Genomic DNA, 26,477 nt, shown 5'->3' on the forward strand with positions numbered 1-26,477 from the left:
CTACGGAGGAGTGGAAAAAATGGCCACGAAAAGGACGGCACCCGTGCGCAAGGTCGCGATCATCGGCGGCAACCGGATCCCCTTCGCCCGCTCGAACGGTCCGTACGCGAAAGCGTCGAACCAAGACATGTTCACGGCCGCCCTCGACGGCCTGGTCAGCCGCTTCTCCCTGCAGGACGAGGTGATCGGCGAGGTCGCCGCCGGCGCGGTGCTCAAGCACGCCCGCGACTTCAACCTCGCCCGCGAAAGCGTCCTCGGCAGCAGGCTGAACCCCGCCACCCCGGCCTCCGACGTGCAGATGGCCTGCGGCACCGGCCTCCAGGCGATCATCAACGTCGCCAACAAGATCGCCCTCGGCCAGATCGACTCGGCCATCGCGGGCGGCGTCGACACCACGTCCGACGCGCCGCTGGCGGTCAACGACGACCTTCGCCAGATCCTCGTGCAGCTCAACGCCGCGAAGACGCTCCCCGACCGGCTGAAGCTGGCCGCGAAGCTGCGCCCCGGCCACATCGTCCCCGAGATCCCGCGCAACTCCGAGCCGCGCACGGGCCTGTCGATGGGCGAGCACGCCGCGCTGACCGCGAAGGTCTGGGAGATCACGCGCGAGGCGCAGGACGAACTCGCCGCCACCAGCCACCAGCGGCTCGGAGCCGCGTACGACAAGGGCTTCTTCGACGACCTGGTGACGCCGTACCTCAAGCTGGCGCGCGACCAGAACCTGCGGCCGGACTCCAGCGTCGAGAAGCTCGCGAAGCTGAAGCCCGCCTTCGGTGGCCCTGACGGCACGATGACCGCGGGCAACTCGACGCCGCTGTCCGACGGCGCGTCGACCGTCCTGCTCGCGACCGAGCAGTGGGCGAAGGCGCGCAAGCTGCCGGTGCTGGCGTACCTGACGTTCTCGCAGACCGCGGCCGTCGACTACGTCCACGGCGACGAAGGCCTGCTGATGGCGCCCGCGTACGCCGTCCCGCAGATGCTCACGCGCGCCGGGCTCACCCTGCAGGACTTCGACTTCTACGAGATCCACGAGGCCTTCGCCTCGCAGGTGCTCGCCACCCTCAAGGCGTGGGAGGACCCGCAGTTCGCGAAGTCGAAGCTGGGTCTCGACGAACCGCTCGGCTCCATCGATCGGGCGAAGCTGAACGTCAACGGCTCGTCACTGGCGGCCGGGCACCCGTTCGCCGCGACCGGTGGCCGCATCGTCGCCACCCTCGCGAAGCTGTTGAGCGAGAAGGGATCCGGCCGCGGACTCATCTCGATCTGCGCCGCGGGCGGCCAGGGCGTGACGGCCATCCTGGAGAAGTAAGCCGTTCGCCCGAAGCGGATCCGGGAAAAACCCCGGTGCCTTTGTCGGTGCCGGGGTCTAGGTTGACCGCATGTTCGCGGTTCAGGCGAAAGCGCTGGTCAAAACCTATGGGTCCACCCGGGCGCTCGACGGGGTCGATCTGTCGATCCCGACGGGCAAGGTGCTGGGCCTGCTGGGGCCGAACGGCGCCGGCAAAACGACGACGGTCCGCATCCTGACCACGCTGCTCCGCCCGGATTCGGGCGAGGCGGAGGTGGCCGGGCACGACGTGCTGGCCCAGCCCGACGCCGTCCGGCGGTCGATCGGGCTGTCCGGGCAGTACGCCGCCGTGGACGAGAACCTCACCGGCTTCGAGAACCTGTACATGGTCGGCAGGCTGTACGGGAGCAAGAAGGCCGCGGCGAAGTCGCGGGCACGTGAGCTGCTCGCCCGGTTCCGGCTGGAGGACGCGGCGGATCGTCCCGCCAAGACGTATTCCGGCGGGATGCGGCGGCGGCTCGACCTGGCGGGTGCGCTGGTCGCCGAGCCGACCGTGGTGATCCTCGACGAACCGACCACCGGGCTCGATCCGCGCGGCCGGATCGACACCTGGGAGGTCATCAAGGAACTCGTCGCCGACGGCACCACCGTGCTGCTGACGACGCAGTACCTGGAGGAGGCGGATCAGCTCGCCGACTCGATCGTGGTGATCGACAAGGGGAAGGTCATCGCGCGCGGCACCGCCGACGAGCTCAAGCAGGAGATCGGCGGCGAGCGGCTGGAGCTCGTCGTGGCGAACACGAGCGACCTCGCCATGACCACGCAGGTGCTCACCGAGGTCGGCTCGGGCACGCCGTCGGTCGACGAGCACACCCGCAAGGTCGACGTCCTGGTCGAGGGCGGGCCGAAGGCGCTGATCGAAGCGTTGCGGCGGCTGGACGCGCAAGGTGTCGCCGTCCAGGACGTCGCGCTGCACCGGCCGACGCTCGACGACGTCTTCCTTTCGCTGACAGGGCACGCCACGGACGAGGGGGAGAAGAAGTGAGCGCGGTCGCGAAGGCCTTTTCCGACGGTGGCGTGATCACCTGGCGGAACCTGAAGAACGTCCAGCGCAACCCGGACTGGCTGATGGCGGCGACGCTGCAGCCGATCATGTTCGTGCTGCTGTTCGCGTACGTCTTCGGCGACGCCATCGGCGGGGAGGCCGGCGGACTCGCGTACCGGGAGTTCCTGATCGCCGGCATCTTCGCGCAGACGGTCGCGTTCAACTCGGCGTTCACCGTGATCGGGTTCGCGAACGACCTGCAGAAGGGCATCATCGACAGGTTCCGTTCGCTGCCGATCTCGCGGCTCGCGGTGATCTTCGGCCGGACGACGTCCGACCTGGTGATCAGCGTGGTCGCGCTGGTCGTCATGTCGCTGTGCGGGCTGCTGGTCGGCTGGCGGATCCGCGGCAGCTTCCTCGACGCCGTGCTCGGTTACCTGGTGATGCTGATGTTCGCCTGGGCGCTGTCCTGGGTCGGCGCGTGGATCGGACTCGTCGCGCGCAGTGTCGAGGTGGCGCAGAGCGCCGGGCTGATGTGGATGTTCCCGTTGAGCTTCATCTCGACGGCGTTCGTCCCGGCGGACAAGCTGCCGGGCGTGCTGAAGACGATCGCCGACTGGAACCCGTTCACCGCGGTGATCAACTCGGCCCGTGACCTCTTCGGGAACCGCTTCGGCGCACCCCCGACGGGCTGGCCCGCCGAGAACGCCTCGCTGTACGCGATCCTGTGCTGCATCGCCATCATCGCGATCTTCGCGCCGCTGGCGACGGCCCAGTACAAGAAGGTCGCGAGCCGCTGAGAAAACTTTTGTGTCGAAATGTCGAACCGCCGTCGAGCCGCTCGACGCGTCGGTGAAGGCGGGGTAGAAACAGCCCCGCCAAGACACTGAGGAGCGACGATGCGGTTTCTGATGATGCACCGGCTGGACGAGAGCGCCCCGGAGGCCTGGAACCCCAGCAAGGAGTTCATCGAGAAGATGGGCGCCTTCATCGAGGACTCGTTCGAGAAGGGCATCCTCATCACGGCGGAGGGTGTGCATCCCTCCGAGCGGGGCGCGAGGGTCCGCAAGGCGCGCGGCGGCAAGATCACCGCGACCGACGGCCCGTTCACCGAGGCCAAGGAGGTCATCGGCGGGTTCGCGCTGATCAACGCCAAGGACCTGGCGGAGGCCGTCGCGTTCGCGGAGACCTACGCGGAGCTGTTCGAGGAGATCGAGGTCGAGGTCCGCACCGTCGTCGAGGCGGAGGACATCGAGGCCTTCACCGGGTGAGGCCGTATCTCGCGAATGTCATGAACGACCCTTTCCTGACGTTTTTCGTCAGGAAAGGGTCGTTCATGACATTTCGCTGAGGGCGAGCTACTTCGCGATGGCCTTCTCGGCCTTCTTCGCCAGCTTCTCGGCGCGCTTCTCCGTCTTGGCGGCAGCCCGCTTGGCGCGCCAGCCGAGCGACGGCTTGCCCGCCGTGTCGGCGGCGGCGAGCAGCAGGCCACCGGCGAGGCCGGCGTTCTTGATGAACTGGATCTGCTGCTGCTGACGCTCGGCCGGTTCCTTGATCTCCCAGAACCGGTGCGCGGCCAGCGTGGTCGGGACCAGGCTGCCGAGCAGCAGTAGCGAGGCCAGGCGCGGCGCCTTGCCCGCGGCGAGCGCGACCCCGGCGCCGACCTTCACCGCGGCGTCGATCCGGACGAGGGTGGCGGGATCGCGCGGCACCGATTCCGGCACCACGCCCTCCAGCTTGTCGAAGGACTCGGTGAGGAACGGCTCCGCGGCTTTGGCGTGCCCCTGGGTGTCCTTCAGCGCGCCGATCCCGCCGGAGATGAAGATCGCGGCGAGGAGCGGACGTGCGACGCGACGGAGAATCACGGTCGTAAACCTTTCTGGATCCGGACCCGGGAAACAAACCTAACCCCAGTCTTCCCGCCCGCCACCGCGCCGAACCGCGCTAACGGTGTATCCCGGAATATTTCTCTGGTGCTAGAAAGCGCTAGATTTCGCTAGCGGGCCCGATACGCCTTCGGCAGCTTGAAGCCGCGGTCGGCCGCGACCTGCCGCAGCCGGTCCGGGTAGTCGGTGATGATGCCGTCGACGCCGTCGTCGATGAGTTTGTGCATGGTGGCCGGGTCGTCGATCGTCCAGGGCACGACCTTGATCCCCGCCCGGTGCGCCTCGGTGACCAGAGCCTTCGTGGTGAACGGCCGGTAGTCGGGGTCGCCGACCTTGCCGCCCTGCGGGTTGCCGTGCACCGGCGAGAGCGCGCTCGCGCCGAACGATTTCACCGCGCGGACGGGGCTGCCGCCGAAGTCGTCGATGTCCAGCCCGCCGAGCCACGGCGATTTGCCCGGCTGCCCGACCTGCAGGAACTCGGGCTGGGTGAGCGCGACCGTCGGGATCCACGGCGCGACCTCGCGGAACCGCATCAGCGCGCCCCAGTCGAAGCTCTGGATCGAGACGTTGCGCGCGAACCCGCCGCGCACGATCTCGCGCACCGCCCGCTGGACGAACTGCTCACGCGGGGCCGTCTCGTGCGGCGCGGCGGCCTCGACCTTGGTCTCGATGTTGAACTTGATCCCCCACGCGTGGTGGTCCCTGGCGAGTTGGAACAGCTCGGCGAGCGTCGGCATCCTGGCGCCGGGGGAGAGCGTCTGGCCGGGATGGGCGGGCTGGCGGATCGAACCGCAGTCCAGCGTGCGGACCTGCGCGAACGTCAGGTCCTTCACGTATTTGCCGACGTACGGGTACGCCGGGTCGCCGGGCGTCGCGGGCGCGGTGTCGCGGCACTTCGCGGGCGTCGTCTTGCGGTCGTGGGTGATCACCTCGCGACCGTCCTTGGTGATCTGGAGGTCGAGTTCGAGCGTGGTCACCCCCAGCTCCATCGCCTTGCCGAAGGACGCGAGCGTGCTCTCGACCGTGAGGCCGAGGCCGCCGCGGTGGGCCTGGATGTCGAAGGCGCGACGCGGCTGCGCGTCGGCGACCCCGGCCGTCGTCAAGGTCAGCGCAGCGGCCATGACCAGCGCGAATGTCTTCATCCGTGAACCATGCCACGGTCGGGTGAACTTCGATTGACTTTGACGCAACGTCAACCTCTACCTTCGTGGACATGTCGAACGAGACGGAGTGGTCGATCCAGGACATCGCCCGCTCGGCCGGGACCACGAGCCGCACGCTGCGCCACTACGGCGACATCGGGCTGCTCGAACCGAGCCGGGTGGGGAGCAACGGATACCGCTACTACGACCAGGACGCGCTGGTGCGGCTGCAACGGATCCTGCTGCTTCGCGAACTCGGGCTGAGCCTGCCCGCGATCGGCGAAGTCCTCGAAGGGGAGCAGGACACGACAGCGGCGCTTCGCACGCACCTGAAGTGGCTGGAGCAGGAGCGACAGCGGCTCGGACGGCAGATCGAATCGGTCAAAACGACCTTGAAGAAGACGGAGAGAGGTGAACAACTGATGGCAACGGAAGTGTTCGACGGCTTCGACCACACGAAGTACGAGAAGGAGGTCACCGAACGCTGGGGCGCCGACGCCTACAAGCAGGGTGACCGGTGGTGGAAGTCGCTGAGCGCCGAGGACAAGAAGGCGCACCAGCAGGAACAGAAGGACATCGCGGCCGCGTTCGGCGAGGCCCGCGCGCAGGGCCTGCCCGCCGACGGCGACGAGGCCCAGGCGATCACGCGGCGGCTGTACGAGTGGCTCCGGCCGGCCGTGCGGGCCGTGTCGAAGGGCTACTTCGCCGGCCTCGGGCAGCTGTACGTCGACGACCCGCGCTACGGGCAGTACGACGAGAAGCACGGCGCGGGTACCGCGGAATACATCCGTGACGCGATGAAGATCTACGCGGAACGCAACCTGAGTGAGTAAGAACGAGGGACGGGGCTGCAGACCCGTCCACTCGGAGTAACCCGCCGCGACACGCCTATCCCTCTATGGCGGAATATCGGACCGACGCTAGAAACGCCGATAGCGTGGAAGAGTGGATCCCATCCGCAACCCCTTCGCCCCGGGTGCCGGCCAACGGCCACCCGAGCTGGCAGGTCGCGTCCGCGAGCTCCAGGCCTTCGAGGTCGTGCTCGAACGGGTCGCGCGGGGGAGACCCGAACGCAGCCTGATGCTGACCGGCCTGCGTGGTGTGGGAAAGACCGTATTGCTGGGCGAGCTGCGCTCCAGGGCCATCAAGCACGGCTGGGGCGCAGGCAAGATCGAGGCCCGTCCGGACACCGAACTGAGACGGCCCCTCTCGGCCGCGTTGCACCGCGCGATCCGCGACCTCGCCGTACGGCATCGCGCGCCGGACCGGGTCGAGCAGGTGCTCGGTGTGCTCAAGGCGTTCGCGCTGCGCGCCAACAAACCAGACGCGAAGCTCCGTGACCGCTGGCAGCCCGGCATCGACGTGCCCGCCGCACAGGGCCGCGCCGATTCCGGCGACATCGAGATCGACCTGGTCGAGCTGTTCACCGAGGTCGCGGAGCTGGCGGCCGACGTCGGCACCGGGGTCGCGCTGCTGATCGACGAGATCCAAGATCTGCTGCCGGAGGACGTTTCCGCGCTCTGCGCCGCCTGCCACGAACTCTCGCAGTCCGGGGCGCCGCTGGTCGTGGTCGGCGCGGGACTGCCACACGTGCCCGCCGTCCTTTCGGCGTCGAAGTCGTACTCGGAACGCCTCTTCCGCTACGCGCGCATCGACCGGCTGGAGCGCGAAGACGCCGACCTCGCGGTGATGGCGCCGATCGAACGTGAGGACGCGGGTATCGAACCGGAGGCGTTGGACGCCCTGTTCGACGCGTCCGGCGGCTATCCGTACTTCATCCAGGCCTACGGCAAGGCCGCCTGGGACGCCGCGCCGGCGGACCCCATCACCGTGAAGGACGTCCAGGTCGCCGCGCCGGAGGCCGAGTCCGAGCTCGCGGTCGGCTTCTTCGGCTCCCGCTACGAACGCGCGACGCCCGCGGAACGCGAGTACCTGCTCGCGATGGCGGAGCTGACGCAGGGCCGGGACGAATCCGCCGGGACCGCCGATGTGGCCGTCTACCTGGGGCGGAAGCCTTCCTCGCTGTCGCCGGCGCGGGACAGCCTGATGAAGAAGGGCCTGGTGTACTCCGCCGAGCGCGGGCACATCGCGTTCACCGTCCCGCACTTCGGCCACTACCTGCTCGGCCGGGACTAAGCCTCTCTCAGGCTTTATAGCTTCAGCTCTAGAAAGCGGTAGAGACTCCTACCGTCCCTTCGTCGCGCCGTCGGCGTTATCAAGAAGTGACCGGCGCCACCAAATCTCTCCGGTTTTACGCTCATGTTGCCGATGATTCATCGGCAGGTGTGCCAAGTCACCGGATAATCGTTGGCTTCCTTGTGAAAAAGGGTGCATACTAGGAGCACAGCCACGAAGACGCAAGACCTACTCCCAAGGGGATGACAAAAACCGATGAACAACATCGCCGCCAAGCTCCGTGCCCGTCGCGCCGAGGCTCGCACTCGCCGGGCGCTGAACCGGGCGATCGACACCGCGGCCACCGCGACCGTTCGTCAGGAGCTCATCGCTATCTCCCAGGCGCGTCACACGCACATGCGCTGACCCGACAACAACCGTTGTAGGTGTCGCCCATTCGAGTGACCTACGACACATAGTGCGTGAGGTGTAACGCCGCGGAACGCGGCGTCGATACCCACTACGACCCCGTGATGCTGGCGGACCCCCGACCTGGCAGCATCACGGGGTTTCCATATGTCCGGACCCGAAAGATTTCTTGCCTTCACCGCTTCGCGGAGTAACACTTGACTTCGTCAACGAATCTGTTGAGGTGGTCAAATGAATCGATCCGCAGACCGGGTGGCGACCGTCCGGGCCTTCAACCGCCTGTACACCGGCGTGATCGGCGTCCTCGACGAAGGGCCGGCCGACGCCGAGTACTCCCTGAGCGAAGCCAGGGTCATCTTCGAACTCGCGCAGCAGGATCAGACCCAGGTCACCGACCTGCGCAAACGTCTCGACCTCGACGCCGGGTACGCGAGCAGGCTGCTCGCGAGGCTCGAGGGGCGCGGCCTGCTCACCCGTGAACGCAGCGACGAGGACGCCCGCCGTCAGATCGTCCGGCTGACCGAGAACGGCCGCAAGGCCTTCGCCGTCCTCGACGAACGGTCGGTGGGCAGGATCGGCACTCTCCTCGGCCGGTTCGGGGACGACGAGCAGCGACGGCTGCTCGGTGCCATGGACACGATCACCTCGCTGGTCGGCGAGCGCGCCGCGGATCCCACGCTGGTCCTGCGCCCGCCCCGGCCGGGTGACTTCGGCTGGGTGGTCCACCGCCACGGCGCCCTCTACTCCCGCGAGTACGGCTGGGACGAACGCTTCGAAGCACTCGTCGCCCGCGTCGTCGCGGAGTACGTCGACAGGCGCGGCGATCCGCGCCAAGCGGGCTGGATCGCCGAACTCGACGGCGAGCGTGTCGGCAGCATCTTCTGCATGCCCGCCGAAGACGGCGTCACCGCGAAGCTGCGGATGTTGCTCCTCGAACCGGCCGCACGAGGGCGGGGTGTCGGGAAACGCCTGGTCACCGAATGCGTCGAGTTCGCGAGGGCGGCGGGCTACCCGGCGATGGAGCTCTGGACGGTCTCGTTGCTGGAGGCGGCGCGGGCGATCTACCGGAAGGCCGGCTTTCAGCTGGTGAGCGAAGAGACGATCACGGGCTTCGGTTACGAGCTGACCGGGCAGACCTGGCGGCTGGAGCTGTGACGTGTTCGTCGTCTACTGCCCCGTCTGCGATCGGCGGTCCGTGGTCGGGATCGGCTCGATCGATTTCGTCGACGACCTGACCCCGGGCATGATCTCCGTTTCCGGCCGCTGCCCGGACGGCCACTACGCCGTCCTGCTGACCGGGAAATCCTTCGCGCCTGAAGAACCCTGTGTGCGCGAAGTCCAGCAGGTGTTGAAACGCCGTCGCCGCCGGACCAGGCTTAGTGCCTGGTTCGCGCGGCAGCGTGAACTGCACGACCGGCTCTTCCGTTATTGATGTCGATTCGCCGGGGGCTCGTTCGTCTAGGGGCCATCGATTCCCCAAGGAGGACACCATGCCCAACTACGTCGGTTTCCTGCGGTCCCAGTCGGATTCGCACGATCACCTCGGCCCCGACGAGGCGCAACGCGTGCTCGAGAGCTACATCGCCTGGGCGGACGAACGCACGAAGGAAGGCCGTTTCGTCGGCGGTGGCGGGCTGTCGAGGGGCGGCCGGGTGCTGCGCGGTTCCGGCGGCGAGGTCGGCGCGACCGACGGGCCGCACACCGAAGCCACCGAGATCGTCGGCGGCTATCAGGTGATCGAGGCCGTGGACCTCGACCAGGCGGAGAAGATCTTCGCGACGCATCCGCATCTGAGGTTCGGGCCGATCGAGGTGCGCAAGATCGGCGAACGCGGTTGTGAGGACTGAGTCCGTCATGAGCCGCCCGGCCGGTGTGGTGGAGCACCTGTTCCGGCACAGTGCCGGGCGGATCGTCGCCACGCTGGCCAGGGCGCTCGGCCCCGAACGCCTGGACCTGGCCGAGGAGGCCGTCGCCGACGCGCTGGAGCAGGCGCTGCGGACCTGGCCGCAGAGCGGCGTGCCGGACAATCCGCGCGGTTGGCTGTTCCGGGCGGCGAGGAACCGGGCGATGGACGTCGTCCGGCGCGAACAGACCTTGCGCGCGCTGCTACCGCGGCTCGTGGAGCTGAACGGCCACGAAGCCGACGGGCGTACGGACGACGAACTCGTGTTGATGTTGCTGTGCTGCCATCCCGCGCTGCCGAAGGTCTCGCAGGTGGCGCTGACGCTGAAGACCGTCGGCGGGCTCGGGGTGAACGAGATCGCGGCGGCCCTGCTGACGAAACCCGCGACCGTGGCGCAGCGGCTCGTGCGGGCGAAGAAATGGCTGCGGGAGTCGGGGAAGCCGCTCACCCTGCCGGGTCCGGACGCGCTTGAGTCCAGAGTGGACAGTGTGCTGGCCGTGCTCTATCTGCTGTTCAACGAGGGCTATGACGCGACCACCGGCGAGGTCGCGGTGCGCGGCGAACTGTGCGGCGAGGCGATCCGGCTGGGGCGGCTGCTGCTGGCCGAGCCGAAGACGGATCTGCCGAGGGTGCGGGCGCTGGTCGCGCTGATGCTGTTGCAGGGGAGCAGGCTGCCCGCGCGGGTCGACCGGGACGGTGACCTGTTGCTGATCGAGGAGCAGGACCGCGACCGCTGGGATCACGCGATGATCGCCGAGGGGACGCGGCTGTTCGAGCGGGCGTGCACCGGGCCGGAGATGTCGGCGTATCACGTCGAAGCGGCGATCGCGCTGTGCCACGGCACGGCTTCGTCGCCGGACTGGCGCCGGATCGTCGGCCTGTACGACGACCTGCTGGCGCTGCGGCCGTCGCCGGTGGCGCGGCTGAATCGCGCGATCGCGCTTTCGATGGTGGACGGTGCGGCGGCCGGGATCGCCGAACTCGAAGCCGTCGAGGCCGACCTGCCGGACTACACGCTGCTACCCGCCGTCCTCGGCGCGCTGTGGCTGCGGGCCGGCGACCCCGGGCGGGCCGCCGAGCACTACCGGCGAGCGCTCGCGCTGCCCTGCTCGGAACCGCAGCGGCGTTTCCTGACCCGGCGCCTGGCGGCCTGCTCACCCGATTGACCAGACTTTTTTCGCTTCCCCGCGCGTACCCCACCCCCACCGCTCCCAGGGGGGCGCGCCCCGCACCAGCGTATCGGGAGGGGGTGACGCGGGGTGGGGTCCGGCGGTCCAGGGGGCCGAGTTGTCCACAACGGCGGGTGGATGTGGACAACTCGGCGTGGGTGTCTCGAAGGGGCCTTTGGGACGTTGAGCGTCTCAAAGGGTCCCTTCAGGACTCGGAGATCCGGCGGGTGACACGTCCAGCGCGGAAGACACCCTCAGTTCACGCGGGCACGGTTACCTGGGGGAGTGAACTGGACGGCGTACGTCGACGGCTATTGCGAACGGCTCGCCCCCGGCCTCTGGGGCGAGGCGCTCAACAGTCTCAGCAATCTCGCGTTCCTGATCGCGGCGATCGCGGTCTGGCGGCAGCCGAGGGGCCGCGTCTTCGCCGTCCTCATCGGGCTCGTGTTCCTCGGCAGCACGGCCTTCCACCTGCTCGCCACCCGCTGGTCCGCGGCCGCCGACACCGGCTTCATCCTGGTGTTCGTCCTGTACTACGCCGCCGTGTTCCCGCATCTGTTCTTCGGCGTCCGCCGCGGGCTGTCGTGGCTCGGCATCCCCGTGTTCCTCGCCTTCACCGCCGTCGTCGCGTCGCTGGGCGGCGGGCTGTACCTCTCGGCCTTGCTCGGGCTCGTGATCTTCGCGGTCGTCCTCAGGGGTGAACACCGCCGCAGGTTCGCCCTCGCCGCGGGCGTTTTCGGAGTGTCCCTTTCGTTCCGCACGGCCGACCACACGGTCTGCGGGAGCTTCCCCGCCGGAACGCACTTCCTCTGGCATCTGCTGAACGGCCTCACCCTCTACCTGGCGGCGACCGCGGCCACGAAAAGGGCCGCGTCCCGGCAGGACGCGGCCCCTTCGATGCGGTGACTAGTGGACGCCGATTTCGCGGAGATCCTTGTCGTGTTCGTCGGCGTGGTAGTCCTCGGCCTCGGTGTCGTCCGTGCCGTTGAAGACCTTCAGCCGCCGCGCGATCACCGTGAAGATCACCGCGACCAGCAGGTTCGCGATCAGCGCCACGAACCCGACGTAGATCTGCAGCTGTGAGCCGCTGAGCGGGTGCCAGCCGAAGATCGACAGGTCCCCGAGCTTCAGCGCCGAGCCACCGAAATGCGCCTTGCCGGTCGCCGGGTTCGGGATGTTGTAGAGCATGATCATGCCCCACCCGATGCCGACCACCCAGCCGGCGATCAGGCCCCAGCGATGGAACCACCGCGTGTAGAGCGAGATAGCCACCGCGGGCAACGTCTGCAGGATCAGCACACCGCCGATGAGCTGCAGGTCGATCGAGAACTGCGGGTCGATGAACAGGATGAACGCCACCGCGCCGAACTTCACGATCAGCGAAGCGAGCTTGGCCTGCTTCGCCTCCTGGCCCGGCGTCGCGTCCTTCTTGATGTACTCCTTGTAGATGTTGCGGGTCCACAGGTTGGCCGCCGCGATCGACATAATCGCCGCGGGCACCAGCGCGCCGATGCCGATCGCGGCGAACGCGATCCCGGCGAACCACGACGAGAACTGCGAGTCGAACAGCACCGGGACCACGGTGTTCGTGTCGGGCTTGCCGGTGGCGTTGTTGGTGATCGGCTTGACCGAGGCGCTGATCGCGACGTAGCCGAGCAGCGCCAGCAGGCCCAAGACCAGCGAGTACGCCGGGAGCGCGACCATGTTCCGCTTGATCACGCTGCGGCCGCGCGAGGCGAGCACGCTGGTGAGCGAGTGCGGATACAGGAACAGCGCGAGCGCCGAACCGAGCGCCAGCGTGGCGTACTGCAACTGGTTGTTGGTGTTGAGCAGGATGCCGTCCGCCGGCGACGGCGTCTTGTCGAATTTCGCGTCGGCCGCGTCGAAGATCGCCGACCAGCCACCGAGCTTCGAGGGCAGGTAGATGATCGCGACGATGATCACCAGGTAGATCAGGATGTCTTTGACGAACGCGATCAGCGCGGGCGCGCGAAGGCCCGACTGGTAGGTGTAGACCGCCAGGATGATGAAGGCGACCAGCAGCGGCAGGTGGCCGACGATGCCGGAGCCGTTGATGCCCATGGTCCGCAGGACCGCCTCGAGGCCGACGAGCTGCAGCGCGATGTACGGCATCGTCGCGACGATGCCGGTGATCGCGATCAGCAGTGCCAGCGTCGGCGAACCGAACCGGCCGCGGACGAAGTCGGCGGGCGTGACGTAACCGCGGACGCGCGAGACCGACCACATGCGCAGCGCCGGCATCAACACGATCGGGTAGACGATGATCGTGTACGGCAGCGCGAACAGGCCCATCGCGCCGGCACTGAACATCAGCGCCGGGACGGCCACGAACGTGTAAGCCGTGTAGAGGTCACCGCCGAGCAGGAACCAGGTGATCCACGAGCCGAACTTGCGGCCGCCGAGACCCCATTCGTCCAGGTGGTCGAGGGTGTTGCCGGCCTTCCAGCGCGAAGCGACGAAGCCGAGCACGGTGACCACCGCGAAGAGGATCGTGAAGATGATCAGCTCGGGCCATTGGATGTCGGTCACTTGACGTCCCCCTCGTCGAGCTCGTCCACGGACAGCCGGTCGGGACGCTCACTGGTCGGCTTGTCCTTGGTCATCACGTAGACGATCCAAGTGCACAGGACGCCGACCGCCACGAACACGAATTGGAACCAGTAGAAGAACGGCATCCCGAACAGCCGGGGACCGTCCGAATTGAACAAGGACGTGATCAGCACCAGCAACGGGATGATCAACAGGAGGTTCCAGGGGCTGAACTGAAAACCCCTCACCTTCCCGTCTGCCTTACCTGACGCCATCGGACCTCACCTAACGTTCCCGTACCCCCGGATCGACCCGATGACCCTAGAACCTCTCACCCGCCCGGGTCACGCGTGCCGGATATCGATTTGATCAGCGCCACCTCATACGACGAAGGGCGGTTGCCGTCGGAGTCCCCGGCGGATATCAATAGCCGCAAGTCGCGAACAGGAACTTCGCACGCAACATCAAAGGGGCATCGGATGAAGAAACTCCGCTATGCGGTGGTGATCCCGGCTGTCGCCGGCACCATGCTGGCCGGGTTCACGCCTGCGTTCGCAGGTCCGGAGGCTGCCGGGCAGCAGCCGCTGAACTCCACCAACATTCCGGCGAAGTACGCGGACCAGAAGCTGGACTGGCACAAGTGCACCGCCAGCGAGCTGCCGTCCGCGCCGCCTCCGGGGGCCGAGAACATCGAGTGTGCGACCTACCGCGCGCCGCGCAACTGGTACAAGACGAACGAGGCCATCGACCTGACGATCGCCGTCAGCCGCCTCGCCGCCACCAGCGGCAAAGCGACGGCCAGTGTCATCACGAACCCGGGTGGCCCCGGCGCTCCGGGCCGTAACTTCCCGGCTCGCCTGCGTAACCAGACGAAGCTGCGCGCGAACCAGGAGATCATCGGTCTCGACCCGCGCGGCACCGGCAAGAGCACCAACATCACCTGCGGCAACGCGATCGGCACCGGCTCCGACCTGGACCCGCGCGACCGCAGCCGGGCGAACCTCAACCTGATCCTGGACGCCACCAAGTACGCGGCGGACTCGTGCCAGGTGAAGTCCGGCGAGCTGGGCCCGCTCATCAACACCGCCCAGACCATCCGCGACATCGACCTGCTGCGTGTCCTCCTGGGCCGCGACAAGATCAACTGGGTCGGCTACTCGGCGGGCACCTGGATGGGCGCGCACTACGCGCAGCAGTTCCCCACCCGGACCGGCCGCTTCCTGCTCGACTCCTCGACCGAGTTCACCACCACCTGGCAGAACTCGTTCGACGGGCAGCCGCTCGGCTTCGAGCGCCGCTGGCGTCAGGACTTCCTGCCGTGGATGGGCAAGTACGACAAGCTCTACGGCTTCGGCAAGACCGGTGAGGCCGCCCGCCAGACGTACGAGAAGGTCCGCTTCGCGCTGACCCAGAACCCGGTGGAGGTGGACGGCGTCCCGGTTTCGGCCAACGCCCTCGACTCGACCATCGCTTCGTACCTCTACTCGAAGCGCAACTTCCCGGCGCTGGCCGACTACCTGGTCAACCTGAAGACGCTGACCGAGGGCACCTCGACGCAGCAGCAGAAGTCCTCGGCCGCGCAGAAGGTCAAGGCCGAGACGGTCGACGGTGACGGCGTCATCGGCCCGCAGCCGCTGTTCGTCCCGACCGACGGCGACTCGTACAACGCCAGCTTCTGGACCATCCCCTGCAACGAGGGCCCGTGGTACGGCAACCGGAACAGCGTCATCCGCCAGTCGCAGAAGCTGATCGACCGTGATCTGCCGCTGCTCGGCGCGGGCTGGCTGATCCAGCCGTGCATCTTCTGGAAGAACAAGCCGGTCGACCTGCCGAAGCTCGACGGCCGCGGCGTCCCGCCGGTGCTGATCGTCCAGTCGGTGAACGACCCGGCGACCCCGATCGAGGGCGCGACCCGTGCGCACCGCGCGTTCGCCGGTTCGCGGATGATCACCGTGACCGGTGAAGGCGACCACGGTATCTACGCCGGCGGCAACGCGGGTGTGGACAAGGTCGTGGAGGACTTCCTCGTCGACGGCAAGGTGCCGAACGACCAGAGCCTCCCCGGACTCCCACTTCCGGTGCCCGCGGGCGCCTGAAGCCACTAGGGATTGTGGCCCCGTCGAGTTTCGGCTCGGCGGGGCCCTTTTCTTGGGGTTGTCCACCACCTGTGCACAGAGTTGTCCACAGGCTGGGGGTAACTCTGTGCGGCCTGGGTCGGGTGGGTCGATTCGGAAACTGTTCAGGTGCCTTAAGGACCTACCGGACTTTGTCCGTGAAGGCCTCCTTGAGGGACTCTGGGTCCCTTAAGGAGGCCTTCACGGACTGGGAACACAGACGCGCGGCGTGCGCGAGTGCGGCCGATCGGCACAGGTGGCCGTGAGCGGTATTAGTATTGGGCTCATGGTGCGAGTGCCGTTGACGGATGAGGAACGCGAGCGCGGCGAGCGGCTGGGGCTGGCGCTCCGGGACGCGCGCGCGGCGTCGTCGCGGAGCATGGTCGAGGTCGCGGCGGAGGCCGGGATCTCGGTGGAGACGCTCCGGAAGATCGAGACCGGCCGGATCCCGACGCCCGCCTTCTTCACGGTGATGGCGATCGCGGACGCCGTCGCGCTGCCGCTGGACGCGCTGCGTTCGGCCGCCGAGGGCGGCGCCGAAGAGGTCGCCGAAGCGAGTTGACGAGGGCTTCCGCACCGCTTCATGAGCGGTGGGCGGTGGGCGTACACGAGAAGCGGGTGAAGGACGCTTTCGCCGCATCGCATGCGGTCAAGGTCCCCTTCGTCCCACTTTCCACAGGGCCCCGCCGTTGTGGACAACTACCGCCCCCGATCACGTTCCACCCCGTTCCCGTCCCCCACCGCCGATACGCTGGTGCAGGGCGCGCCCCCCAGGGATGGGTGGGGGGTGGGGTACGCGGGTGACGCCGAGATCAGGGGCGCAGGGCGGCCAGGGCGTGTGCCCGGTCGTTCAGGTATAGGAAGCCGTCGATCGGCAGGTCGAAGCTGTTCAGCAGGCTGTCCAAGGTGGCGTATTCGTCCACGCCGAGGTGCAGGTTCTCGTGCATCGCGTGCGCGACGAGGACGTCGGCCAGTTCTTCCCACTCGCCCGACCAGTGCAGCGTGCGGTAGAAGGCCAGGAGGTCCGGTGCGATCCGGTCGCCGATCTGGTCGAGCAGGCTGTCGCCGAAGAAACTGATCCGGCCGGCGGCGAGGTCGGCGACGGTCGGGTTCGCCGGGTCGGCGGCGGTGTCGGGGTTGCGGACCACGCCGGGGCCCGCCACCGGATAGCCCGTCTTGACGTGGCCGTTGTCTTCGACCAGCACGATCAGGTGCACGCCGTACCGTTCGCCGGCGCAGCGCCAGCGGCCGTTGTGGAGTCTGAGGCGGGGTTCGCTCGGATCGTTCGCGACGTCCTTGATCACCGCGATGATCTGCTCGTCGGTCCAGCCCGCGGGGAACTCGCTGGTCGCCCGCCGCCCCTTTCCCGGTGCGTGCCCGCCGCCCATCGTGCTCCTTTCGTCGCATCGAGGGTAACCCGCGTTCGGAGTATCCGGATGATCCGAACGCGGGAACGGGTGACCTCAGGCGATCACGCTGAGCAAGACGGCGCCGACGACGAGCACGTCGACCCCGCGCAAGGCCTGCAGCCCGGCCGCCCCGCCGCTGACGTCGTAGTTCATCGGCGGCCGGGTCGCCGTCCGCAACGCGGCGAAGACCGCGAGCGGGATCGCGAGCCACACCGGCCAGACCGGTGCCACCCCGAGGAGCAGGGTCACCAGGCCGAGCAGGATCCCCCAGGCGAGCCCGAGCAGCGCGATCACCAGCCCGTTGACCAGCCGCAACTCCCAGTCGGACGCGCCGAGCCACCGCCTGCGGCCGGGGTTGCGCCACAGTTCGCCGAGTCCGCCGACGAACGGAACGAGCGCCGCGTACGCGCCGAGCGTGAACAGCGCCGCCGCGGGGATCGCCGGGAAGGCCAGGTGCGCGACACCCACCAGGCACGCGATCACCACACTCGCCGCCGCGTAGCGCGCCCGGCCGAGCACCCCGGCCCAGGCGAGCCGCAGCGTCGTCGGACGCCGCAGCGACAGCCACGGCACCGGCTTCGACTCCGGGATCAGCAGCATGGGATCCATGAAGACCGCGGCCATCGCCCGCAGGAGCCGCGCGTTCCAGCCGTCGACGAGCTCCTGACGGCCGACCCCGGACATCGGCTCGCCGCCGAAAGCCACCGCGACCGCCACCACGAACAGGGCACCGGCCAGCACCTCGACGGCGACCGGGCCCAGGCCCGCGGCCGCGAACGCCAGGCCGGCGACCGCGAGCACGACCGGCGCGAGCGTTTCCCCGCGGATCGCCGTCCGCCGCGCGGTGACGGCGGCCAGGATCGCGCCGGAGGCGGTCAACGCCGACATCGCGATCCACACGTCCTTCGCCCCGCCACCGATCGCGGTGACCAGCGCGCCGGTGTAGCCGACCACCAGGACCAGCCCGGCCCAGAGCGTCCACATCCGCTTGACCACGACGCGGCGCCTGTCGACACGGGCGAAGTCCATCCACGTCAGGGCCGCCGGTTCGGCCCAGACGAAGCCGCGGCGGAGCAGACCGCGCCAGAACATCGCGCACAGCACGATCAGCAACCCGAAGACCGCCGGAAAGTCCACAACGGACTGTCCAAAGAGGAAATCGCGGAGCTTCGGCAGATTCTGGAAGGCGGTGAACAGCGCACCGAAACCGAACAGTGCCAGGAAGGTCTGGTAGTCGCCGTTGAGCAGTCCGCCGAAGCGCTGTCGTCCCGGGACATGCGTGGGGGCTTTCGTGGTCACCACAACTCGAGGGTGGAGTCGGCCGCTTCGAGCAGCGGCGGATGATGCGTGGCCACGACGACGGCGGCTCCGGCGGAGGTCGAACGCTTGATCAACGACGTCAGCCATTCCTTCCCGGCGACGTCGAGCGCCCGCTCCGGCTCGTCGAGCAGGAGGACGTCGTGCGGTCGCGCCGTCGCGCCGAGGAGCAGCAGCCGGCGGCGTTGCCCGGCCGAGAACTTGCCCGCGGTGACCTTCGCCCGCTCGGCGAGCCCGGCGTCCGCGAGGAGCGCGTCGTGATCGCCGAGATCGGCGCCGAACGAACCCTCCAGCAGTTCGAGATGCTGGAGCGGGGTCAGCTCGGCGAAGAAGTCGGAATCGTCGAACAGCACGGAAACCTTGCGGCGGAAGGAAACATCGCGTTCGTCGGGTTTCCCGCCCGCGACGACGACCCGGCCGCGCTGCGGCGTCTGCGTTCCGTACAGGCACCGCAGCAGGGTCGATTTCCCGACCCCGTTGGGGCCGACGATGACCGCGCATTCGCCCGCTTCGACCTCGAAGTCGAGGCCGTCGAACAACCAGTGCTCCCCGGCCTGGACGCCGAGCCCGCGTACGTCGATCATTGGCCGCGCAAGGATTCGATCACCGGCGCGAGCGCCTCCATGTTGTGCTCCAGCACGGTGAAGTAGGTGAAACCGAAGCGTTCGCGATGCGCCAGGATCTGTTCGGCGATCTGCTCGTGGGTGCCGACCAGGGCCGTCGGCAGTTCGGCGAGCTGGTCGACGGTGAGCTTCCCGTCGAGCAGCTCCCGCAGGCTTTCCAATCCCTGTCGCCGATCTTCGACCACGGCGACGAAATGCGAGAGGATGTTGAATTCGACCGTGCGGCCGTTCAGTTTCCCGCGGACGAAGTTCACCCGCTCTTCGATTCCGGCCGCGTCGTCGACGGCGAGCGCGCCACCGTCGGGAACGGCCGCCGTGCCGGTGAAGCCGATGATGTCGGCGTGTTCGGCGGCGAGGCTGAGGAGCCTGTCGCCACGGCCGGCGATCATCAGCGGCGGGCCGGGTTTCTGCACCGTCGGTGGTTTGTGGTTTTCGTCGGCATAGAGCCTTTTCAGCACTTTGATGGTGTTTTCGAGATGGTCCACGCGTTTGCCCGCACGCGGGAACTCCATTCCCGCCGCTTCGAATTCGGCCTTCACGTAACCGGCCCCCAGGCCGAGCTCCAGCCTGCCTTCGGTGAATTGGTCCGTGCCGGTGACGTCGCGGGCCAGCAGCACCGGGTTGTAGAAGGCGGTGTTGATGACGAAGGTGTTGAGCCGAGGGCGGTCCGTCACCTCGGCGGCGAGCACGAGGGCCGGGAACGGCGGTGCCATGCCGAGATGGTCGGCCGCACCGATCACGTCGAAGCCGAGATCCTCGGCCTTGCGGCACTTTTCGACCCACGCGGCACGGCTTTCCGGGACGACCATGTTGACGCCGAATTCGACCATGCGGCCACGGTACCGAGCGGGCAAGAAGAAGGCCTCATCCTCGGGAATGACTCCGAGGATGAGGCCTTCTCCGGCGTTCGGGCGATCAGCCGAGGCGCTGCTTCAGCGCGTCCAGCTCGTCACGCAGCGACGACGGGACCTTGTCGCCGATCTTCTCGAACCACTCCTCGATGAGCGGCAGCTCCTGACGCCACTCTTCGGCGGAGACGTCCAGCGCGGCCTGGATGTCGGCCAGCGGCTCCTTGAGGCCCTCGGTGTCGAGGTCCTCGGCGTTCGGCACGAAGCCGACCGGGGTCTCGTTCGCGTTGCCCTTGCCCTCGACGCGGTCGATGACCCACTTCAGGATCCGCGAGTTCTCGCCGAAGCCCGGCCACAGGAAGCGGCCGTCGTCGCCACGGCGGAACCAGTTGACGTAGAAGATCTTCGGCAGCTTGTTCGCGTCGGCGTTCTTGCCGAGGTCCAGCCAGTGCTTGAAGTAGTCACCGGCGTGGTAGCCGAGGAACGGCAGCATGGCCATCGGGTCGCGGCGCACGTTGCCGACCGCGCCGGCGGCGGCCGCGGTGGTCTCCGACGACATGGTGGCGCCCATGAACACGCCGTGCTGCCAGTCGCGGGCCTCGTTCACCAGCGGGACCGTGGTCTTGCGGCGGCCGCCGAAGAGGATCGCCGAGATCGGCACGCCCTTCGGGTCGTCCCACTCCGGCGCGAGGATCGGGCACTGCGACATCGGGGTGCAGTAGCGCGAGTTCGGGTGCGCGGCCTTCTCTTCCGACTCCGGCGTCCAGTCCTGCTTCTTCCAGGAGGTGGCGTGCTCGGGCTTGTCGCCCATGCCCTCCCACCAGACGTCGCCGTCGTCGGTGAGCGCGACGTTCGTGTAGACCGTGTTGCCCTTTTCGATGGTGCGCATCGCGTTGGGGTTGGTGTGCCAGTCGGTGCCCGGCGCGACGCCGAAGAAGCCGAACTCGGGGTTCACCGCGTACAGGCGGCCGTCCTCGCCGAACCGCATCCACGCGATGTCGTCACCGAGGGTCTCGGCGCGCCAGCCGGGGATGGTCGGCTGCAGCATGGCGAGGTTGGTCTTGCCGCAAGCGCTCGGGAACGCCGCCGCGACGTAGTGGACCTTGTCCTCGGGCGAGATCAGCTTGAGGATCAGCATGTGCTCGGCCAGCCAGCCCTCGTCGCGGGCGATGACCGAGCCGATGCGCAGCGAGTAGCACTTCTTGCCGAGCAGCGAGTTGCCGCCGTAGCCGGAGCCGTAGCTCCAGATCTCGCGCGTCTCGGGGAAATGCGAGATGTACTTGGTGGTGTTGCACGGCCAGGAGACGTCCTCCTGGCCCGGCTCCAGCGGCGCGCCGACGGAGTGCAGGGCCGGGACGAACTCGCGCTCGGTGCCGTCCTCGGTGACGAACTTGTCCAGCGCGGCCTTGCCGGCGCGGGTCATCACGCGCATGGAGGCGACGACGTAGGCGAAGTCGGTGATTTCGATGCCGAGCTTGGGGTCGTCGGCGCCCAGGGGACCCATGCAGAAGGGGATGACGTACATCGTGCGACCGCGCATGCACCCGCGGTACAGCTCGGTCATCGTGGCCTTCATCTCGGCCGGGTCCATCCAGTTGTTGGTGGGACCGGCGTCCTCTTCGTTCTCGGAACAGATGAAGGTGCGCTCTTCGACGCGGGCGACGTCATTCGGGTCGGAAGCCGCCCAGTACGAGTTGGGCTTCGCGTCGAGCTGCACGAACGTGCCGGCGGAGACCAGCTCGGCGTTGATCCGGGCGGCCTCTTCGTCGGACCCGTCGACCCACACCACGCGGTCCGGAGTGGTCAGTTCGGCGACCTCTCGGACCCAGGACAGCACGCCACTGTGCGTCGTCGGCGCATTTTCCAGTCCGGGGATGGCGACTGCGGTCATCTCTTCTCCTGACTTCCGACGGCAGAAGCCCACACCGGGAACGACGCTGTTCCGATGCGGGCTTCGATGCCGGCGACCGAATGGCTTCGCACACCGGCGAGAAGACCGGCGTGCAGGTTTTGGGATTCCCCGAGAGTAGCCGGATGACCGGCAGGTAACCGAGAGCTGACCTGTCGGTTCTCTCACAAGAACGATAAGGGAATCGATTCAGTATCACCGGAATGGGCCATACGCAAAAATTCTTCCGGTGATCGATCGCACAGCCCTCGGACGAATCGGACATGAGAAAACCCGGCACGAGGTCTCGTGCCGGGCTGCCCTGTGACCAGGATTACATTTATTGCCGGTAAAATGGACTAAACCATTCTTGTATTGGTCCAGGCCATTTCAGGATTCAGTTCGGGCTGATCCACTGACCGGTGGCGGAATCGATCTTCGCCACTCCTTCGAGTGTTTCGGTGCCCTCGCCACCCCACGCGGCGTCGCCCGCCGGGTCGGCTGCCGTGTTGCCTTCGGCCGCCGGAGCGCTCGTGAAGGCCGAGTCGATGTCGTTGCTGACCAGGCCACTGCCGACCTCGGTCCACTGGCCGGGGCCGGTGTGCTCGTAGGTCTTGGAGTTGCCGGAGGCGTCGGTCTCCACCGCGATGTCCGCGCTGCCGTCGCCGTCCTTGTCGGTGAAGGCGATCGTGCGGCCGTCCTCGGTGTGGACGATGGCGGTGTCCGGAGTCCCGTCGTTGTTGGTGTCGACGGTCGGCGGGCCGACCTCGACGTCGCCGCTGGGCATGTCGGCGTGCATGGTGCCGCTGGTACCCGCGTCGGAACCGTCGTCGTTGCCGCCGCCACCCGCTTCGACCCAGGAGCCGGACGCCTCGTCGTAGACGGCTTCCTGGACGACCTTGCCGTTCTCGTCGAGCACCGCGTACTGGTCGGCCTCGCCGTCACCGTCGCTGTCGACGAACGCCTGGCCGGTGCCGTCCTCGTGCTGGATGACCGCGGCGTCGTTCACGCCGTCCTTGTCGAGGTCGTAGTTGAGCTCGGCCTGGTACTCCTCGCCGTCGACGTGGACGGTGACCGCTTCGGTGGAGCCCGATTCGGTGTCCGTGCCGCCGCTCTCGTCGACCCACATGGGATAACCCCCTCGTTGACCTGCTGGTGTGTCGAAGCTTAAGACTCACCGTAAGCCGGTTCGGTTCCGGTCCACAACAGGACCACCCTGGTCAGGCGTCGCGCAGTGACCGAATGCGACCGAGCAGTGCCTCAGCGCGGTCCCGGCCGTCCGAGACGTCCTTCAGGCGCTTCGCGACGACCGAGATCTTCTTCGCCCGTTCCTGCGCGCCCATCTTGATCGTCTTGTCGACTTCCTTCAGCTCCGCCTCGATCGCGTCGATGCGGCGGCCGAGGGCTTCGTCGAGCGCCATCGAAAGCTGCTGTTCGGCTTCGATCAGCTGTTCCGCGACGAGCTGGTCCAACGTGGATCGCGCGTCGGCGATCGCCTCGACCAGCCATTGCTTCATGTGCTGCTTGTCCGACGCGTGTTTGCGGGTCCGCGCCATCCACCAGCCGGCGCCGAGCCCGATGACGATCGTGGCGGGCAGGATCACCGGGTTCAGGATCGCGACGCCGGCCAGCGGGAGCGCGGCGACCTTCCCGGCGCCGAGACCGCCGGAAACCCCCATGAAGATGAGCAGTTTGTCCTCGGCCGTCGGCGGCTTCTTGTCCGGCGGGCGCAGCACGACCGGCGGGCCGCCCGCCCTGGCGAACTGGCCGCGGATGATGTCGAGCTCTTCGGCCGAGAACAGCTCCGAAAGCGCGACGTTGGTGACCTGGTTGAGCCGCTGGGAGAGCAGCATCGAGATCCGCTGCGACGTCGTCTGCAGCGCGATGTCGACCTGCTGGGGCAGCGCGGCGAGCTCGTCCCGTTTCGCGCCGTCGATCCGCTGGCGGAAGTGGGTCGACGCGTCGCGCATCTGCCTGCTGGTCTCGTGCCCGACCTCGACACGGGTCCGCTGGATCTCCGCGCGCAGTTTCAGCTGCCAGCCGCGGGTCGAAGACCGGCGCTCGGTGGTCAGATCGTCCCGGCGCTGGCGCAACTGCTCCGCCTCGGCCTCGCCGGCGGACAGCGCGCGGCTCTCCGCCTGCAGTTTCGCCTTGAGTTCGCCGAGCGCGCTCGACAGCGCCCGTAGGGTGTTGGCCTCGCCCAGCATCGCCGACCGGCCGACCAGCATCTCCTGCAACGCGCCCTGCAGCGCGGCGATACCCGCCTTCTCGCGCAGCATCATGGCCATCTGCTCGTTCGGGGCCTTGGCCGCCGTCTCGAACATGCGCGCGGACACCGGGTGGAACACCGCGTCGGCGAACCGGGGGGCGTGCTCGGCGAGCAGCCGCCGGTCGGCTTCGAGCACCTCGCGCCAGCCGCGGAACTGGTCGGTCTTGGTCAGCGCGAACAACACGGTCTCGACGCGTTCACCCATGTCGTGCAGGAACTGGAGCTCCTGCGCGGTGAACGGTGAGGAGGAGTCGACGACGAACAGCAGCGCGGTGGCGCCCGCGGCGGCCTCCTTCGCCAGCTCGCCGTGCATCGAATCGAGCCCGCCGACGCCCGGGGTATCCACAATGGACACCCGCTCGAGCAGCGGGACCGGGCCGGAGACCTCGACGTACCGCGGCGGGATCTGCCCTTCCGGCAGCTCGTGCGCGGCCGAGACCCAGTGGATCAGGTCGTTCAGGTTGATCGGCACCGGTGCCAGCTGGCCCGGGTAGCAGGCCTGCGCGGACCACTGCTCGGCGTGCTCGAAGACGAGATACGTCGCCGTGGCGACGTCGGCGTCCACAGGGGACAGTCCCGGCATGGACAGGAGTGCGTTCACGAGCGAGCTCTTGCCGCGGTTGGTCTCGCCGACCACCACGACCGACGGCTTCTTCGGCCGCGCCTTCCGGATGTCCTCGACCCATTTCGCGGCCTGGGGATCGGCTTCGCGGACGACGGTGAGCAGCTGTTCGCGAGTGCTCTTCACGACCGCGGGAAGATTGGCCGCCGCGCTCGGAGCGGTCACTGTGCCTTCTTCGCGTAGACGATGACGATCGGCGCGCGCAGCACCCGGTCGTGATCGGCGAAACCGACGACCTCGGTCTCCGCGACGAGCCCTTCGAGTGCCGGATCCTCGGTGGCGACCGCGCCGCCCGCCTCGTGCACGGCGGGGTCGAACCGCTCGCCGTCCGGACGCAGGGCACGGACGCCGATCGCGGCGAGACCGTGTTCGAGCCGCTCGACGACACCGCCGCTGCGGGCGCGATCGAGGGCGTACAGGCACATCTGGATCAGTGCCTGCCTGTCGGCGAGAGCCTGTTCGAGGTCGGCCGGACCCGTGGTCGTGGACTCCACATCGGGTTTCGACGCGGCTTCGACCTCCGTGGTTCCCTCGGATCGCGAAGTCTCGCCGTCCGCTTCGGCGATGATCGCCGCCGAGATCTGGCCGGTCGGCACATCGTCCGGATTTTCCTCGTCGACCGCCTTCTTGCGCAGCCAGGCACCCACCGATTCGACCCCCGTAACTGATGTCCCGGGCTTACCGATCAGCCCGGAGAGATTTCACCAGTGTCGGCCACCCGCCCGGCCGCCGGGGCCGGAATCGCCAGAACGGGACGAAGGAATCTGGCGATCAGCTCCTTCATCACCGCGAGTTCCGCCGCCGGATCGAGGTCCGGCTCCAGAATCACGCGGGAAAGCGGCGCGTCGACCAACGCGACGAGCCAGCTGGCCACCGTCCGCGGGGGCAACCCGGGGTCGATCCGGCCCGCGTCCACCGCCCGCGTCACGAGGCGGGTGAGCCCGTCGCGCAGGGCGCGGTCGTTGCCCTGGATGAGCCGGGCGAGGTCGGCGTCGCGGGAGCACTGCGCGGCGACCTCGAGGACGAGCTTGGCCGCGACCGGGTGCAGAAGTTGTTCGGACACCTGGACGACGACGTGGAGGACCGACTCCCACGGATCCTCGATATCCCCGGCCGCCGCGAGCAGCGCCGCGGTCTCGTCGGCGTCCTGCTCGAAGATGCCGACGAACACCGCGCGTTTGTTCGGGAAGTAGTGGAACAGGCTGCCGGTGCTGATGCCCGCCGCGCGGCAGATCTCCGCCGTCGTGGTCTTCTCGAAGCCCTTCATCGCGAAACAGCCGGCGGCGGCGTCGAGGATCGCGCGGCGTTTGGCCTCGCGCTTGGCGGGATCGACCGTCCTCATTTCACCGCCGGCGCCTCGTCGAGCCACGGGTAGCCGTGGTCGAGGAAGGCCTTGGCGACGGCTTTGCGGTCGACGTCGCCCTTCTGCCGCACCAGTTCCCTGCCGTCGGCGGCGAGGAGGACGAGCTCCTTGCCGTCGAGGAAGACGGCTTCCAGCTCGGCTTCGTACGCGCGGCTGCGGCCCTTGGTGGTGAGCGTGATGCGGGCCGGCGTCACCTTGACGATCAGCCGCTCGTGCGCCCAGACCGCGGCGAACAGCAGGCCGGCGACGAGACCGACGCCGATCCCGGTGACCGTGCCCCAAGGCTGGGGGATCTCCGAGACGAGCTTGAACGGGCCCTTGAACGGGACCCAGCTCAGGGACGCCACCCAGCCCGAGATCGACTGGAGGAACCAGCCGAGGGCCGCCCCCGCCAGCGGGCAGCCGATCCAGGAGGCCGTGCGCAGCCACTGGGGCTCGTCGACGATCGTTTCCATGCGCTCATTATTAGACCGAGCGCTCGGTTTATCAATGCGGGA

28 protein-coding genes are annotated in these 26,477 nt (G+C 68.1%); 14 read left to right on the top strand and 14 right to left on the bottom strand.

Translation table 11 applies throughout. The features are described 5' to 3' along the window. Window positions 1-19 precede the first annotated feature (19 nt). From AORI_RS80915 to AORI_RS80930, 4 genes are all read left to right on the top strand, one after another. On the top strand, window positions 20-1,309 hold the full coding sequence (locus AORI_RS80915) for an acetyl-CoA C-acetyltransferase (protein WP_037334323.1): 1,290 nt from the start codon (window positions 20-22) through the stop codon (window positions 1,307-1,309). A gap of 70 nt (window positions 1,310-1,379) precedes the next feature. After that, window positions 1,380-2,333, top strand: a complete 954-nt coding sequence (locus AORI_RS80920; protein ID WP_016338223.1) for a daunorubicin resistance protein DrrA family ABC transporter ATP-binding protein — start codon at window positions 1,380-1,382, stop codon at window positions 2,331-2,333. Beyond that, a complete protein-coding gene (locus tag AORI_RS80925) occupies window positions 2,330-3,133 on the top strand; it encodes an ABC transporter permease (protein WP_016338224.1) in 804 nt (267 codons plus the stop codon). Before AORI_RS80920 ends, AORI_RS80925 begins: the two co-directional genes overlap by 4 nt. Before the next feature lie 99 nt (window positions 3,134-3,232). Further along, entirely contained in the window at window positions 3,233-3,604 is a 372-nt protein-coding gene (locus AORI_RS80930) for a YciI family protein (RefSeq protein WP_016338225.1), read from the top strand. 87 nt (window positions 3,605-3,691) lie between these two features. Here the strand turns inward: AORI_RS80930 and AORI_RS80935 are convergent, their stop codons facing one another. Together AORI_RS80935 and AORI_RS80940 are read right to left on the bottom strand one after the other, a co-directional pair. Further along, complete coding sequence (locus tag AORI_RS80935) at window positions 3,692-4,198, bottom strand: DoxX family membrane protein (RefSeq protein ID WP_016338226.1); 507 nt, start codon at window positions 4,196-4,198, stop codon at window positions 3,692-3,694. Window positions 4,199-4,329: 131 nt separating this feature from the next. Beyond that, on the bottom strand, window positions 4,330-5,361 hold the full coding sequence (locus AORI_RS80940) for a glycerophosphodiester phosphodiesterase family protein (protein ID WP_016338227.1): 1,032 nt from the start codon (window positions 5,359-5,361) through the stop codon (window positions 4,330-4,332). Between the two features lie 71 nt (window positions 5,362-5,432). Between AORI_RS80940 and AORI_RS80945 the strand changes: the two genes are divergently transcribed. The 8 genes from AORI_RS80945 (at window position 5,433) to AORI_RS80975 (ending at window position 11,883) form a co-directional block, all read left to right on the top strand. Beyond that, the gene (locus AORI_RS80945; RefSeq protein WP_043848471.1) at window positions 5,433-6,194 is read left to right on the top strand and encodes a MerR family transcriptional regulator; all 762 of its coding nucleotides are present in this window, start codon (window positions 5,433-5,435) and stop codon (window positions 6,192-6,194) included. Window positions 6,195-6,306: 112 nt separating this feature from the next. Then, a complete protein-coding gene (locus AORI_RS80950; protein WP_007032375.1) occupies window positions 6,307-7,497 on the top strand; it encodes an ATP-binding protein in 1,191 nt (396 codons plus the stop codon). Window positions 7,498-7,752: 255 nt separating this feature from the next. Beyond that, a complete protein-coding gene (locus AORI_RS83975) occupies window positions 7,753-7,902 on the top strand; it encodes a hypothetical protein (protein WP_007032374.1) in 150 nt (49 codons plus the stop codon). A gap of 234 nt (window positions 7,903-8,136) precedes the next feature. After that, window positions 8,137-9,060 carry a bifunctional helix-turn-helix transcriptional regulator/GNAT family N-acetyltransferase gene (locus AORI_RS80955; protein WP_016338229.1) on the top strand — a complete coding sequence of 308 codons (924 nt, stop codon included), beginning with the start codon at window positions 8,137-8,139 and terminating at the stop codon, window positions 9,058-9,060. Window position 9,061: 1 nt separating this feature from the next. Continuing rightward, window positions 9,062-9,337 carry a hypothetical protein gene (locus AORI_RS80960; RefSeq protein ID WP_016338230.1) on the top strand — a complete coding sequence of 92 codons (276 nt, stop codon included), beginning with the start codon at window positions 9,062-9,064 and terminating at the stop codon, window positions 9,335-9,337. Window positions 9,338-9,395: 58 nt separating this feature from the next. After that, window positions 9,396-9,752, top strand: a complete 357-nt coding sequence (locus AORI_RS80965; protein WP_016338231.1) for a YciI family protein — start codon at window positions 9,396-9,398, stop codon at window positions 9,750-9,752. A gap of 7 nt (window positions 9,753-9,759) precedes the next feature. Then, window positions 9,760-10,974: an RNA polymerase sigma factor gene (locus AORI_RS80970; protein ID WP_016338232.1), complete on the top strand. Its 1,215-nt coding sequence runs from the start codon at window positions 9,760-9,762 to the stop codon at window positions 10,972-10,974. Window positions 10,975-11,262: 288 nt separating this feature from the next. After that, window positions 11,263-11,883, top strand: a complete 621-nt coding sequence (locus AORI_RS80975) for a hypothetical protein (protein WP_016338233.1) — start codon at window positions 11,263-11,265, stop codon at window positions 11,881-11,883. Here the strand turns inward: AORI_RS80975 and mctP are convergent, their stop codons facing one another. Together mctP and AORI_RS80985 are read right to left on the bottom strand one after the other, a co-directional pair. Further along, window positions 11,884-13,527 carry a monocarboxylate uptake permease MctP gene (gene mctP, locus AORI_RS80980; RefSeq protein ID WP_016338234.1) on the bottom strand — a complete coding sequence of 548 codons (1,644 nt, stop codon included), beginning with the start codon at window positions 13,525-13,527 and terminating at the stop codon, window positions 11,884-11,886. Beyond that, on the bottom strand, window positions 13,524-13,802 hold the full coding sequence (locus tag AORI_RS80985; RefSeq protein ID WP_037334291.1) for a DUF3311 domain-containing protein: 279 nt from the start codon (window positions 13,800-13,802) through the stop codon (window positions 13,524-13,526). The genes mctP and AORI_RS80985 overlap by 4 nt, the downstream gene beginning before the upstream one ends. Before the next feature lie 204 nt (window positions 13,803-14,006). Here AORI_RS80985 and AORI_RS80990 point away from each other — a divergent pair, with 204 nt between their 5' ends. Both AORI_RS80990 and AORI_RS80995 read left to right on the top strand, forming a co-directional pair. Beyond that, the gene (locus AORI_RS80990; RefSeq protein ID WP_016338236.1) at window positions 14,007-15,623 is read left to right on the top strand and encodes an alpha/beta hydrolase; all 1,617 of its coding nucleotides are present in this window, start codon (window positions 14,007-14,009) and stop codon (window positions 15,621-15,623) included. Window positions 15,624-15,927: 304 nt separating this feature from the next. Beyond that, entirely contained in the window at window positions 15,928-16,203 is a 276-nt protein-coding gene (locus AORI_RS80995; RefSeq protein ID WP_016338237.1) for a helix-turn-helix domain-containing protein, read from the top strand. A gap of 250 nt (window positions 16,204-16,453) precedes the next feature. Here AORI_RS80995 and AORI_RS81000 read toward each other — a convergent pair whose 3' ends face one another. The 10 genes from AORI_RS81000 to AORI_RS81045 all read right to left on the bottom strand — a co-directional run bounded on the left by AORI_RS81000 (window position 16,454) and on the right by AORI_RS81045 (window position 26,435). Further along, window positions 16,454-17,029: an EndoU domain-containing protein gene (locus AORI_RS81000; RefSeq protein ID WP_016338238.1), complete on the bottom strand. Its 576-nt coding sequence runs from the start codon at window positions 17,027-17,029 to the stop codon at window positions 16,454-16,456. A 75-nt stretch (window positions 17,030-17,104) separates the two neighbouring features. After that, entirely contained in the window at window positions 17,105-18,352 is a 1,248-nt protein-coding gene (locus AORI_RS81005; protein ID WP_016338239.1) for a DUF6297 family protein, read from the bottom strand. Then, window positions 18,346-18,951 carry an ABC transporter ATP-binding protein gene (locus AORI_RS81010; protein WP_016338240.1) on the bottom strand — a complete coding sequence of 202 codons (606 nt, stop codon included), beginning with the start codon at window positions 18,949-18,951 and terminating at the stop codon, window positions 18,346-18,348. Before AORI_RS81010 ends, AORI_RS81005 begins: the two co-directional genes overlap by 7 nt. Beyond that, window positions 18,948-19,820, bottom strand: coding sequence for an LLM class F420-dependent oxidoreductase (locus AORI_RS81015; protein WP_016338241.1), 873 nt, complete (start codon window positions 19,818-19,820; stop codon window positions 18,948-18,950). The genes AORI_RS81010 and AORI_RS81015 overlap by 4 nt, the downstream gene beginning before the upstream one ends. An 85-nt stretch (window positions 19,821-19,905) precedes the next feature. After that, window positions 19,906-21,729, bottom strand: coding sequence for a phosphoenolpyruvate carboxykinase (GTP) (locus AORI_RS81020; RefSeq protein ID WP_016338242.1), 1,824 nt, complete (start codon window positions 21,727-21,729; stop codon window positions 19,906-19,908). A gap of 394 nt (window positions 21,730-22,123) precedes the next feature. Next, on the bottom strand, window positions 22,124-22,855 hold the full coding sequence (locus AORI_RS81025; RefSeq protein ID WP_016338243.1) for a hypothetical protein: 732 nt from the start codon (window positions 22,853-22,855) through the stop codon (window positions 22,124-22,126). A 91-nt stretch (window positions 22,856-22,946) separates the two neighbouring features. After that, window positions 22,947-24,782, bottom strand: coding sequence for a dynamin family protein (locus tag AORI_RS81030; RefSeq protein WP_016338244.1), 1,836 nt, complete (start codon window positions 24,780-24,782; stop codon window positions 22,947-22,949). Next, window positions 24,779-25,264: a nucleotide exchange factor GrpE gene (gene grpE / locus AORI_RS81035; RefSeq protein WP_016338245.1), complete on the bottom strand. Its 486-nt coding sequence runs from the start codon at window positions 25,262-25,264 to the stop codon at window positions 24,779-24,781. Before grpE ends, AORI_RS81030 begins: the two co-directional genes overlap by 4 nt. A 38-nt stretch (window positions 25,265-25,302) precedes the next feature. Then, window positions 25,303-25,959 carry a TetR/AcrR family transcriptional regulator gene (locus tag AORI_RS81040; RefSeq protein ID WP_016338246.1) on the bottom strand — a complete coding sequence of 219 codons (657 nt, stop codon included), beginning with the start codon at window positions 25,957-25,959 and terminating at the stop codon, window positions 25,303-25,305. After that, window positions 25,956-26,435 (bottom strand): YqeB family protein, encoded by a 480-nt coding sequence (locus AORI_RS81045; RefSeq protein ID WP_016338247.1) that lies wholly within the window; start codon window positions 26,433-26,435, stop codon window positions 25,956-25,958. Before AORI_RS81045 ends, AORI_RS81040 begins: the two co-directional genes overlap by 4 nt. Window positions 26,436-26,477: the final 42 nt, after the last annotated feature.

This window comes from Amycolatopsis keratiniphila (assembly GCF_000400635.2).
GTDB classification, from domain to species: domain Bacteria; phylum Actinomycetota; class Actinomycetes; order Mycobacteriales; family Pseudonocardiaceae; genus Amycolatopsis; species Amycolatopsis keratiniphila.